11 protein-coding genes, 1 rRNA gene and 1 riboswitch are annotated in these 12,857 nt (G+C 45.6%); of the genes, 9 read left to right on the forward strand and 3 right to left on the reverse strand.

Annotated elements, in window-relative coordinates:
- Positions 1-93: ribosomal RNA gene (gene rrf, locus BLS14_RS28525) — 5S ribosomal RNA — on the forward strand; the annotation flags it as partial.
- Between the two features lie 176 nt (positions 94-269).
- On the opposite strand, the gene BLS14_RS28530 is transcribed toward rrf, so the two are convergent.
- Positions 270-833 (reverse strand): NADPH-dependent FMN reductase, encoded by a 564-nt coding sequence (locus BLS14_RS28530; RefSeq protein WP_090955152.1) that lies wholly within the window; start codon positions 831-833, stop codon positions 270-272.
- Positions 834-1,124: 291 nt separating this feature from the next.
- Here BLS14_RS28530 and BLS14_RS28535 point away from each other — a divergent pair, with 291 nt between their 5' ends.
- Entirely contained in the window at positions 1,125-2,135 is a 1,011-nt protein-coding gene (locus BLS14_RS28535; protein WP_090955154.1) for a ketoacyl-ACP synthase III, read from the forward strand.
- 111 nt (positions 2,136-2,246) lie between these two features.
- On the opposite strand, the gene BLS14_RS28540 is transcribed toward BLS14_RS28535, so the two are convergent.
- Positions 2,247-3,443, reverse strand: a complete 1,197-nt coding sequence (locus BLS14_RS28540; RefSeq protein ID WP_090811719.1) for an S-layer homology domain-containing protein — start codon at positions 3,441-3,443, stop codon at positions 2,247-2,249.
- A 173-nt stretch (positions 3,444-3,616) separates the two neighbouring features.
- Positions 3,617-5,551 carry an amidase family protein gene (locus BLS14_RS28545; protein ID WP_090955156.1) on the reverse strand — a complete coding sequence of 645 codons (1,935 nt, stop codon included), beginning with the start codon at positions 5,549-5,551 and terminating at the stop codon, positions 3,617-3,619.
- A 382-nt stretch (positions 5,552-5,933) separates the two neighbouring features.
- Between BLS14_RS28545 and BLS14_RS28550 the strand changes: the two genes are divergently transcribed.
- The 7 genes from BLS14_RS28550 (at position 5,934) to purB (ending at position 12,812) form a co-directional block, all read left to right on the forward strand.
- Positions 5,934-8,063, forward strand: coding sequence for a DNA topoisomerase III (locus tag BLS14_RS28550; RefSeq protein WP_090811723.1), 2,130 nt, complete (start codon positions 5,934-5,936; stop codon positions 8,061-8,063).
- A gap of 58 nt (positions 8,064-8,121) precedes the next feature.
- Positions 8,122-8,259, forward strand: a complete 138-nt coding sequence (locus tag BLS14_RS32830) for a hypothetical protein (protein WP_162842470.1) — start codon at positions 8,122-8,124, stop codon at positions 8,257-8,259.
- A 129-nt stretch (positions 8,260-8,388) separates the two neighbouring features.
- Positions 8,389-8,652, forward strand: a complete 264-nt coding sequence (locus BLS14_RS28555; RefSeq protein WP_063568208.1) for a DUF1294 domain-containing protein — start codon at positions 8,389-8,391, stop codon at positions 8,650-8,652.
- A 187-nt stretch (positions 8,653-8,839) separates the two neighbouring features.
- Positions 8,840-9,274 carry a universal stress protein gene (locus BLS14_RS28560; RefSeq protein ID WP_024633549.1) on the forward strand — a complete coding sequence of 145 codons (435 nt, stop codon included), beginning with the start codon at positions 8,840-8,842 and terminating at the stop codon, positions 9,272-9,274.
- A 270-nt stretch (positions 9,275-9,544) separates the two neighbouring features.
- Positions 9,545-9,646: riboswitch (purine riboswitch) on the forward strand.
- Between the two features lie 186 nt (positions 9,647-9,832).
- On the forward strand, positions 9,833-10,318 hold the full coding sequence (purE, locus tag BLS14_RS28565) for a 5-(carboxyamino)imidazole ribonucleotide mutase (RefSeq protein ID WP_063568218.1): 486 nt from the start codon (positions 9,833-9,835) through the stop codon (positions 10,316-10,318).
- On the forward strand, positions 10,315-11,517 hold the full coding sequence (gene purK, locus BLS14_RS28570; protein WP_090955158.1) for a 5-(carboxyamino)imidazole ribonucleotide synthase: 1,203 nt from the start codon (positions 10,315-10,317) through the stop codon (positions 11,515-11,517). Before purE ends, purK begins: the two co-directional genes overlap by 4 nt.
- A complete protein-coding gene (gene purB / locus BLS14_RS28575; protein WP_090955160.1) occupies positions 11,514-12,812 on the forward strand; it encodes an adenylosuccinate lyase in 1,299 nt (432 codons plus the stop codon). Before purK ends, purB begins: the two co-directional genes overlap by 4 nt.
- Positions 12,813-12,857 lie beyond the last annotated feature (45 nt).

A 12,857-nucleotide genomic window follows, 5' to 3' on the forward strand; every position in this document is an offset into this window, starting at 1 on the left:
CCACACGTACCCATCCCGAACACGACCGTTAAGCCCTCTAGCGCCGATGGTACTTGGACCGCAGGGTCCTGGGAGAGTAGGACGCCGCCAAGCAAAGAACCACTGCCGATGTTATTCGGTGGTGGTTTTTATTTGTTTTATACGAAGTATTTAATAAGTATCTAATATAAACCGTAACAGCCCGGAGAAAATCCAGGGCTGTTTTTTCATTTCAATTTATGTGAATGTGCTAAATCTTTTATAGTCAGATTAATTTAAGCAGGTTCTTTCTATTTAATCATTTGGTTGCATGCATCCCCTAGGCTTAAAAGGGAGTTCTCCAATGCATAATGGGTCTCTGAATCAATGATGACTCCTTGTTTATTCATCTTCAATGTAATATGAGGAATGGTTAGAGAGGCCTCATGTAAGACTTGAGCATTAATCATGTTTAACGTCAGCAATAGTGAAGCATGGGCTTTGTCACCGCCCATGGGGCTTGGAGAAGCAGCGATGGCAACGGTGGGTTTATTGAGCCATTCTCCTGAAGATACAATCCAATCTAATGCGTTTTTTAAGACCCCAGGAACTCCGTTTCCATACTCGGGCGTGCAGATGAGGACTCCATCCGAATGCTTCAGTTGGGCTCTCAAATTCTGCACGGACTCAGGACCTTCCTCGACATCGAGGTCAGGATTAAAATGCGGTAGATCATTTAATCCACCATATACTCCAAACTTAAGGTTAGGAGGAGCTAGCTTAATCATGGCATGCATTAGTAACGTATTGGAGGACTGATTGCGCAGGCTTCCGGAAATCGCAAGGATATTAAATTCATTTTTCATGGTATACATCATCTCTATTCCTTAGTAATGTAGGGCAATCTGTTTATTTTCCTCCTGTTGGAATGGACTGTCTATAGAAAACGCATTTAATTAAGGCATTCTTCATGTTACTCAGAGGATATCCACAATTCTTCATCAAAAATGCATGCGATAGTTTGCATGACTCTGGGTAATAGGATGAAGAGATCACTTAAAATAATCAACTGACGACTGAATCATAATAAATATTTTTTAAAATTAGTACCAAGTACTAATACTTAGTGCTATAATAATAAAAAAACAAACGAGGTGACTACCGGTATGAATCAATCAATGTCAACCATTACCGCAATGGGTACGTATGTACCGGATCGAATATTAAGTAATGCTGATTTGGAGAAGCTGGTCGACACGAGTGATGAATGGATTGTACAGCGTACAGGGATGAGAGAACGGCGCATTGCAGCAGATGATCAATTTGTATCTGATCTGGCCACCAAGGCTGTAGAAGATATGATACGTCGTTATAAAGTTAGTGTAGAAGATGTGGATATGATTTTGGTTGCTACCAGCACACCTGAATATTCATTCCCGAGCACAGCATCCAGAGTACAGGCGAATCTCAAGATTCCACATACGGGAGTGCTTGATTTGAATGCGGCATGTGCGGGGTTTACGTATGGATTACAGCTGGCTGACAGTCTGGTAACCAGTGGCATGTATCACAAAGTGTTGGTTATTGGAGCTGAGACGTTGTCCAAGATTACCGATTATACAGACCGTACGACATGTGTATTGTTCGGCGACGGGGCAGGAGCCTTTTTGGTAGAAAGAGCTGCTGGAAAAGGTGACTTTATGGCAGCCATCTCAGGTACGAGTGGAGAAGGCGGTATTCATCTCTATAAGAGTGGTCTTTCTTCTGAGATGAATGGTGTACCTCTGCAGGGTGAGGGATGCCTTGTCCAGAATGGCAGAGAAATCTATAAGTGGGCAGTACGCACGATTCCAGAACAATTGAGTGGGCTTATAGCCAAAGCAGAGATGAAGCCGGAGCAGATCGATTGGTTTGTACCCCATAGTGCGAATCTAAGAATGATTGAAGCGGTTTGTGAACGCGGTCCTATTCCGCTGGAACGCACTTTAACAAGTGTTGAGTACAGGGGAAATACCTCGGCAGCTTCCATTCCGCTCGCTTTACAGCTTGCAGTAGACGCAGGGAAATTAAAGCATGGGCATCAAATAGCCCTGTTTGGTTTTGGAGGCGGCCTGACCTACGCAGGTCTTGTGCTTAGATGGAGTGTACCGGACAGTCCTTCAGCAAATGAGGGATAAAATATATATACAGTGCCGTCCTCGAAAATGTATGAGTCCTTAGCTTTAAATATCGCTATAGTTACTAGACAAAAGGGGTACAGCTCTCTAGAAGAGCTGTACCCCATATTGTTACTGCCAAGATAAAGGTTCAATTGAATTGAAATCGACAAGTTTATCAGATACATAGTATGTTAACTGTATGCTTTCAACATCATGAACCAATTCACCAGTACTTCGCAGTATTGGAAAGATCTCAGCGAAGTAAGCTCCATCAAACGGGATGATAATAGGCGCATCCAAAATACTTAGTCGCTCATAAGTGTAGAACATAGCTTCTCCGTTTACTATTACTTTCAGATCCACAGGTGCTTTAGCGCTCAAAGCGAGATAAAGTGTTGGAACGTGATCTGCATTAACTAGAGCAAAATCATCTGAAGTACTCATTGTTGATACATCATCCTTGTACAAAAACAAGCTTGTTCCATTGGTGACATCTTCATCTTTGGATGGCTTTGGCACATAACCTGTTCCGCCATAATACTTATAAATCCGATGTAGAATCACTGTCGTTTCGGCTAAAGTTACCTTTTGATTTGGATAAAAGTATCCTTTGGAATTGGGCTTCATCACGCCCTGCTGGGAAAATCCGAGCAGAGCATCACGTTTTACATAATCAAGGTCGGAACCTAAATGATTTTCATTTTTGGATTTAATAATGCCAAATTCGGGTGCTAATGGTTGGTAAGCATATTTCCATTTTTCATAAGTATCGTAGGAATTAAAATATCTTTTGTGAATATCCTTGAATGTTTGCAGTTTGGTGAGTGATTCTTTCTCTGACATTTCATCGACGGAGTAACCGATATCCGGAAAAAGAGTATTTAGTGTAATTAATAAGTCCCAGCGAGATAAGATCTTACTAGGTTGATATGTAAATGTCCCATTGTTGTAATTGATTTTATCTGCTGCTGCAATTAATCCTGAGGGATTGCTAGGGATACTACCGTATACGTCTCTAAAAGTTTGATAATATGTACTGGTTGCAGGAACACCAGGGATTTCTACATCTTTACTGCTATCTACCCGGAACTCTTGGAATAAGAGGTAAATCATACGAGTAAGTTCTGCTTTTGATACGTTCTTGCTTAAATTCTTCTCTTCTTGCTTAAAGTTCTGCATGACCTTATGAGATGCCATAAATTCAACAGATGGTTTGGCCCATTCATATTTGCTTGAGCTTGAAGCTGCGTTTGCTAGTGACGTAGTGAACAGTGATAAACTGAGTGTCAGAATAATAATGAAAATACTACACTTTGGATACCTCATTCGAACCTCCTATGATTTTTAAAATTAGAATTACATCCTATTTATTGTAGTCGACAAATGATGGTAAGATCAATTTAAAATTGTATAACTGAGTAAACTTAATAAACGTACACCTCATGTAATCCATGAGGTGTACGTTTATGTTTAAAAATTTTCTTAATCCCATGAACGATTTATGGAGTGAGCTTTGGTGCTTGGCGGTGATGAGTCCCTTGCTCATAGCTGTAAGCCAGCTTAATCAAGGTTCCTTCATCAAAGGCGCGGCCCAGGAATTCCATACCTACCGGCAGACCTTCAGTTGTAAATCCAGCAGGTACGGTAATTGCCGGGAAGCCAGAGAATGGGCTCAATCGGTTGTTACCCCCGGAGTTTTGTCCTTCGCCAATAACACCAGCGGCTTGCGTGGACGTAGGATAGATGATGGCATCCAGGTTGTTGTCCGCCATAACTTTCAACAAGGACTCACGTGTGATTTGGGTACGTTTCAGGACGATGTCCTTATATTCGGCAGTCTCCAACGTTTCCCGTGCATCACGAGTCTTCATCGACTGTTCTTGTGACTTGTCGAACTGTCCGGAAGCAATAATCTCGGACAAGCTGTGATAAGGGGCTTCGTCACCAAGAGACTCCAGATAGTCATTAAGTTGGAATTTGAACTCGTATCCACTCAAGCTTGGGTATTTGTTGATTTCCGCCAGGTTTGGAATGCTGATCGGGACTGCCGTAGCTCCCAGCGTTTTGAGTTCTTCTACTGCGTTGTTAATCACGTCAGCGACGGCTTTTTCTTCAGCTTTGGTGCTTGGAATGAGTTCGGTGGCCACACCGATCCGTGCACCTTTCAGACCGTTTACATCCAGGAAGTCTGTGTAGCTGGAAGGGATTTTGCCTACAGCATAAGCTGTAGCGACATCATTTTTGTCATAGCCGGCTGTAGCATCCAGCATAATTGCGGCATCACTTACGGTACGAGCCATAGGACCACCGACATCCTGTGTCAATGCAAGAGGGATGATTCCTTCACGGCTGGACAGTCCGATTGTTGGACGAATACCGACAAGGCTGTTGAAGCTGGAAGGGATACGGATTGATCCGCCGGTGTCAGTACCCATGCCCGCAGCTGCAAAGTTTGAGGCAATGGCGGCACCCGTACCACCACTTGACCCGCCTGGATAGTGATCCAGCGCATAAGGATTCAGTGTTTGTCCACCCAGTGAGCTGGACGTGGTAATGCCGAATGCGAATTCATGCAGATTGGTTTTGCCCAAAATAATGGCCCCGGCTGCTTTGAGTTTCTTCACTTGTTCAGCATCGTGAGCAGGTACGGAATCTTTCAAACAGATACAACCTGCGGTTGTAGGCATATCGTTGGTATCGAAGTTATCTTTAACTAAAACCGGAATACCATGTAAAGGTCCGCGGGCACCCTGAGCTGCACGTTCTTCGTCCAACGTTTCAGCGATTTTGAGGGCATCCGGGTTCAACGTCAGGACTGCGTTAATGCTCACACCCTGATCATCATATTTTTCAATGCGATCCAAGTACTTCTGCACGAGTTCTTTGGATGTCAGCTTTCCTTGCGTCATGGCAGCCTGGAGATCCGTAATGGTTGCTTCCTCCAGAACAAATGGTTTTATGTAGTTATAAATGCGGTCTTTCAATATAGCGACATCATTTTGGGTAAGTACTGCATTAGGAAGGAAGAGGGCGTCGGTATATCCTTTCATCAACCCCGCCGTGTTCAGCGCACCAATGGCACCGGCAAAGCTCGCCTGATCCGGAACATCCTTGAAAGATTCTGGAGTGGACTCCAGCTTCAGCCAGGTTTGCAAAGCTAAAGCAGCATCTTTACGCTGTACTGTTGTGCCGGAAAGTTTGTCCATGGAAAAAGGAACACCTGCAAGTGTAGCCGCTTCTTCCATAGCTTGAACAAATGCTACTGCTGTGACAGGTGCCTTACCAGCTGTTACGGCTGCAACCGTAGTTTTGCTAGAAGGCGTTGCCGTTGCAGCTGACGCTGAGGGAACCGTTCCTCCCCATGTTGAGGCAACAACCGCTCCGGCCAGTAACAAGGCCCCACTTTTTTTCAATACAGATCCATGATAAGTCATGCATCCACGCTCCCTTCCTGTGTATCAATGATGTGTGTTGGCGAATCTGATATAGTTGCTTTTTCACATTCTAAGTACATGTGAGGTATTCTTACAACACTCATATTTATCCAAAAAAACGTATACATACTATTTTTCCGCTATAGAACCTACCAAATGCTCCTAATTCCATGCGCGGAAGAAAAATGTCGAAGAATATTGTGTTAACTAATATGACATGAGAGCCGGAAGATAGGCATCTTATGGGACAAATCGTTATTTGTGAAGCCAAAGCAAACCAATACCATGAAATGATATAATGAAAAGATAGAAGTAGAAGAACTCTTTTAATTACGATAGAAGCAAGAGAGTCATAGGTTTATCAAAGAAAGGAAGATATGGATTGAAAACATTAGTACTCGCTGAAAAACCATCTGTGGCACGAGAAATAGCCAGAGTGATGGGAGCGCGTGATAAACATAAAAGCTATATGGAAGGCCCGAAATATATCGTGACCTGGGCGCTTGGGCATCTTGTTGGATTGGCTGAACCAGAGGACTATGACAAAAAGTATGCAACCTGGAATCTGGAGGATCTGCCGATTCTGCCTGATCGCACCAAGCTGAAGGTACTCAAAGAGACCAACCATCAATACAAAGCGGTACAGCAGCTGATGAAACGTCAGGATGTTGGTGAATTGGTCATTGCAACGGATGCAGCACGTGAGGGTGAATTGCTGGCTCGCTGGATTATGCAAATGGCCCAGTGGAAAAAGCCGTTTAAACGGCTGTGGATATCATCCCAGACGGACAAGGCCATCAAGGATGGATTTGCATCACTGAAGCCAGGCAGCCAGTTTGATCGTCTTTATGAATCGGCACGTTGCCGGGCAGAAGCCGATTGGATGATCGGCCTTAACGTGACTCGTGCATTGACGGTTCGATTTAATGCACAATTGTCAGCTGGACGGGTACAGACCCCTACACTTGGCATGATTATGGACAGGGAAAATGAGATCAACGGATTCCGTTCCCAAGAGTATGAGACGTTAACGGCCGATCTGGGAGGTTTCCAGGCGGTATGGCGCGCTGCAGGTGGGGATTCACGCATCTTTGATCCGCAAGAGACACAAGAATTGAAGAAACGAATTGATGGTCGTAAGGGTTCGATTGCCCAAGTGAAAAAAAGTGAAAAGGTTGAGCCGCATCCGCTGGCTTATGACCTGACGGAATTACAACGGGATGCCAACCGGAAATATGGTTTTTCCGCCAAGCAAACATCGAATGTGCTGCAGCGTCTTTATGAACAGCACAAGCTGGTAACCTACCCACGTACAGACAGCCGTTACCTGACATCGGATATGACGGGAACGCTGAAAGAACGACTGGATAGTGTAGCGATTGGCCCCTATGCGTCTCTGGCTCGTCCGTTGTTGCGCAAAAATCTGAATATCACCAAACGTATCGTGGATGACAGCAGGGTAACGGATCACCATGCGATCATTCCAACAGAACAGACGGTTCTCCTCAATCAGCTGAATCCAGAGGAACGTAAGTTATACGATCTGATCGTACGCCGTTTTATCAGCTTGTTCTATCCGGCTGCGAAGTACGATTCTGTTGCGATCACTGTTCAGGTGGGCAACGATTCTTTTCATGTGAAAGGCACAACGGTGAAAGAAAGCGGCTGGCGGGAAGTGTACGGCGGAGATTATAGCGATGAGGATGATGATCGTGCTGACGATTCCTCAGACCATGATCGTGCGCTTTTGCCAGACGTGCAGCAAGGTCAGTCCGTGACGGTTCAACGTTGTCATATCAAAAGTGGACGGACGATGCCGCCCAAACGGTATACAGAGGCAGCGCTGCTTTCCCAAATGGAGAAGCATGGACTGGGCACTCCGGCTACACGAGCGGATATTATCGAGAAGCTGGTCAGTTCCGACACCATTGATCGTCAAGGGAACAGCATGCATCCAACGGGAAAAGGAAAACAGCTGATTGAACTGGCTGCTCCACAGCTGCGTTCACCGGAGTTAACAGCTCGCTGGGAAGCTGAGCTGGAACGAATCGCCCGTGGACAAGGGAAGCCTGAGCCTTTCCTGGAGAGCATCCGTTCGATGGCGAAAGAGCTTGTATCTACAGTAAAAGGTAGCAAAGCGGAGTACAAGCCACATAATGTATCGAATAGTCACTGCCCGGATTGTAATGCCCGCTTACTGGAGAAGAAAGGCAAACGCGGCAAGTTCCTCGTGTGTCCAACAGAGGATTGCGGATATCGTCGTTCGGCGGAGAAACGATTATCCAACCGTCGCTGTGCACAGTGTCACAAAAAGATGGAAATTAAAGAGGGTAAGGCAGGTTTGTACGTGCAATGTCTGCCTTGCGGCATAACGGAAACATTGGATAAAGACAAACAGCATGTGAACAAACGTGATCAGCAAAAGCTGGTCAAACAATATGCGAAACAGGAGTCGATCGGTTCCAATTTGGGAGAACTGTTGAAGGCAGCCATGGAGAAAAAGGGAGAGTAAGACTGTCGTATAAGATTCTCCTTTTTCAGGCAACGTAAGCCTAGGAGGTGATACGCAGATGCCACATAACAAACCAGAGAAGATTCATAATCAGCAGAACAAAGACAGCATTCAGGAAGAGAGTATCTCTGTACGTCCCGAAAAGGCAGCAAAAAGAGCACCAAACCTGAATGGTATTCCTAAACAGGAGTCATAAGTTTGGTATTCGGGATTCATTGCTTCTAAATATCTTTGCGGTTCCCTTCTCGCGTTGATCATGTTCCTTCAGAGGACTATAATGGAGGTACAGGGAGATGTCCCGGGACAGGGGGACCGCTAGAATTATATGCAAACCGGATTGATACTGTGGTTTTTATTTATCAATGTCGTAGGTTACCTGGTCATGTCGGACGACAAGAAACGTGCGCAGCGCCGTCGAGACCGTACACCCGAACGAACGCTGTTTCTGCTGGCCTTTATTGGTGGGGCATTGGGGGTATGGATTGCAATGTATCGTAAACGTCACAAGACCAAACATCCCAGTTTTACGATCGGCATTCCGTTGTTGTTATTCCTAAATGCGGTAATATATGGGTATTTCCTGCAATAAGGTACGGATTGAATGGTTGGGATCTGCTGTACTCCAGGTGAGTGGCTAGAATGATTATGTAAAATGTTTCTTATAAATGGTTCATTTTGACCTGGGGACGTTTAAGGAGTTACATGGTTCTTGTATTTTATGTCAGACCGAAGCTGGCTTCGAATGTTCTACATATAAAGGAAGGGACGGGATTTACATGTTATTCTCCAAAATACTAGTAGCATATGATGGTTCGAAAGCTTCAAATAAAGCACTTGATCGTGCAATTGAGTTAGCCAAAGTTTCTCCGGGTGCTGTCTTGGATGTTATCCATGCCTTTGACTTTCCACGTGTATTCATCGGGGAAGGATTGGCACCTTTGCCACCTTCATTGAATAATGACTACTATAATCTGGCGGTGCAAACAACGGATGAAGCGAAAGAGCGGATTCAGGCTGCTGGCGTTACAGCGAACGTCGATCTGATTCAAGGAGCTGCTGCCGAGGTCCTTCTCGATTATGCCAAAGAGAACGGATCGGACATTATCATTATTGGTAGTCGTGGTCTTGGTGGAATTCGGGAATTTGTCTTGGGCAGCGTTAGTCATAACGTAGTGCAGCATGCTCAAGTTCCGGTACTTATCGTGAAATAATTATAGAATGTGTGTATACACATAATAGAGAAAAGCCGGCTGTCTTCGATAGGTTGAAGAGGGGTCGGCTTTCTTTTTTGGAATAAAAGGGATGCAGTATCTCTGAATGATCGGTTATTTCCGAACATTAAATTTGTCAATATGTTAAATGTTCGTCTTTAAGTTGACATTAGCTGTAGGGGATTGTTAGAATGTTAGATGTGTCGATCAGTTATATATAAGGTCGAGTAGGTTCGAAAGATGTGGATTTTTCAATTTTATTGAATTAATTTGTTGAAATAGATATTTGCTCGTATAACGCCGGGAATAGGGCCCGGAAGTATCTACCCGGGAACCGTAAATTTCCGGACTACGAGGAGATACGGCTGAGAGACGCATGAAATCAGATGCGGACAGCAAGCCTGCCTTTGGCATGCCCAAATGCGGGATACGTATTTCTTGGAGTCCGGTGTCCGGAGAAAATGTGATGTTTTCGAGGGTAGCGGATTTTTTCATTTCACAATAAACGAGAAGCAACAGGATGAAACCAAAACGCTCAGACGGGAGTTGGATGTATTCATGTCAGTACAGGTGGCTGTAATTATGGGCAGTAAGTCGGATTGGGAAACGATGAAGTATGCTTGTGAGGTGCTGGACGAGCTGGAGATTGGGTATGAAAAAAAAGTCGTATCCGCGCATCGCACACCAGATTTGATGTTTGAATATGCGGAGCAAGCGATTGACCGTGGATTCAAGGTTATCATTGCGGGTGCGGGTGGGGCAGCTCATCTGCCCGGTATGGTCGCTTCCAAAACGATGCTTCCGGTCATTGGAGTTCCCGTGCAATCCAAGGCGCTAAATGGTCTCGATTCCTTGCTGTCCATTGTTCAGATGCCTGGTGGCATTCCCGTCGCAACGGTAGCGATTGGCAAAGCAGGTGCAACGAATGCCGGATTGCTTGCGGCTCAGATCATCGGTGCTTTTGACCAGGATGTCCAACGTCGCAGCGAAGCCCGCAGAGAGCGAATCAAACAAGAAGTGCTCGAAAGCAGTGACGAAATATGAATAGTACAAGAATACAACCCGGATCAGCAGGCAAAGCAGAACGTGTCTTGCTCCCAGGAAAAACAACCATTGGTGTTCTCGGAGGCGGGCAGCTTGGACGGATGCTGACACTTGCCGGAACAGCGATGGGTTATCGGTTCGTTACACTTGATCCGGCAGCAGATGCTCCTTGTGGACAAATTGCCGATCAGATTGAAGCGGGATATGACGATGAAAAGGCTGCACTCGAACTGGCTCGGCAATGTGATGTAATCACATATGAGTTCGAGAATGTAGATGCAGATGTTGCTTCTCTCCTAGAACGGGAATCCTATGTACCGCAAGGAAGTGCATTATTGTACACAACCCAGCATCGTTTACGAGAAAAACGAGCCATTGAGGCGGCTGGTGTACGTGTAGCCCCTTATCGGGAAATTACAAGTAAGGACACAATGAAGGCGGCCGTGAGTGAACTTGGTGTTCCTTGTGTACTGAAGACGGTGACTGGTGGATATGACGGCAAGGGTCAGCGGGTTATACGAGAAACAAATCAGGCGATAGCTGCCTATGAAGAACTCGCAGCTACCGGTGCGGAACTGGTATTGGAGCAATTTATTAAATTTGACTGCGAGATTTCAGTCGTTGTTGCACGCAGCACGAATGGGGAAATTAAGACGTTCCCGCCTGCGGAGAACATTCATGTGAACAACATTTTGCATGCTTCGATCGTACCAGCAAGATTGGCGGCTGAAATACAGATTGAGGCGCAGAAGTTGGCGGCAGCAGTGGCTCAATCCATCCAAGCCGTTGGATTGCTGGCAGTGGAATTGTTTGTTGCGGCAGATGGAAGACTTTACGTGAATGAGCTGGCCCCTAGGCCGCATAATTCCGGTCACTATACGATGGAGGCCTGTGCCACATCACAATTTGAACAGCATATTCGTGCGATTTGCGGATTGCCGCTTGGAGATACTTCATTATTGAGCCCGGTTGTTATGGTCAATGTGCTTGGAGAACATCTGGAAGGTATTATTGCCAGAACGGGTCAGGCTGACGCGGAAGCGTTGGAACTCGGTGTAATTCCTAAGCTTCATATATATGGTAAGACCGAAGCGAAGACAGGACGGAAAATGGGGCATGTCAATTTGCTCTGTCAGGATGTCGAAGAAGGATTACAATGGATTGAACAAACTAATCTTTGGAGGAATACAAATTTATGATCGAACGTTATAGCAGACCCGAAATGAGAGCCGTTTGGACGGAGGAGAACAAATTCAAGTCATGGCTGGAAGTTGAAATTTGTGCATGTGAAGCTTGGGCAGAGCTTGGAGTCATTCCTAAGGAAGAAGCAGCCTTGCTTCGTCAGAACGCTTCTTTTGACATCGACCGCATTTACGAGATTGAACAGGAAACACGTCATGACGTTATTGCCTTCACACGTACGGTATCTGAAAGTCTGGGTGCTGAGCGGAAATGGGTGCACTACGGACTGACTTCCACGGATGTCGTTGATACGGCTCTCGGATATGTATTGCGTCAGGCAAACGAAATTTTGGAACGTGACATTGTGAACTTTATCGAAATCTTACGTGACAAAGCGAAGACTTATCAGCATACGCCAATGATGGGACGTACACATGGGGTACATGCGGAGCCAACGACGTTTGGTCTGAAAATGGCACTCTGGCATGAAGAAATGAAACGGAATCTGGAGCGTTTCCGCCACGCGGCAGACAACGTACAGTACGGTAAAATCTCGGGAGCAGTTGGCACATACGCAAACATCGATCCATTTGTTGAAGAATTTGTCTGCGAGAAGCTGGGTACGAAACCTGCACCGATCTCGACTCAAACGCTGCAACGTGACCGTCATGCAGAATACATGGCTACACTGGCATTGATCGCAACATCTCTGGACAAGTTCGCTACAGAAGTGCGTGCGCTTCAAAAGAGTGAATTCCGTGAAGTGGAAGAAGCATTTGCAAAGGGTCAAAAAGGATCTTCGGCAATGCCGCACAAACGTAACCCAATCGGTAGTGAAAATATCTCCGGTCTGTCCCGCGTCATTCGCGGACATATGGTATCGGCATACGAGAACGTGACACTGTGGCACGAGCGTGATATCTCACACTCTTCCGTAGAGCGTATCATTCTGCCGGATGCAACGATGCTGCTGAACTACATGCTGAACCGTTTCGGTAACATCGTGAAGAATCTGACGGTATTCCCTGAAAATATGAAACGTAATATGGAGCGCACCTTCGGCGTACCATTCTCCGGTCGAGTGATGACCAAGTTGATCGACAAAGGTTTCAGCCGCGAGCAGGCATACGATACCGTTCAACCACGTGCGATGCAAGCATGGGAAGAACAACGCCAGTTCCAGGATATCGTAAAATCCACACCGGAAATTACTGAAGTGCTAAGCGAAGATGAAATCGCAGATGCGTTCAACCCATCGTGGCACCTGAAGCACGTAGACACCATCTTCAAAAAGCTTGGTTTGAACGACTAATTACTACTTAAATATAGGTTGATTATGTGATCACGCTTGGAACGA

This window comes from Paenibacillus sp. OK060, assembly GCF_900101205.1.
GTDB lineage: Bacteria > Bacillota > Bacilli > Paenibacillales > Paenibacillaceae > Paenibacillus > Paenibacillus marchantiae.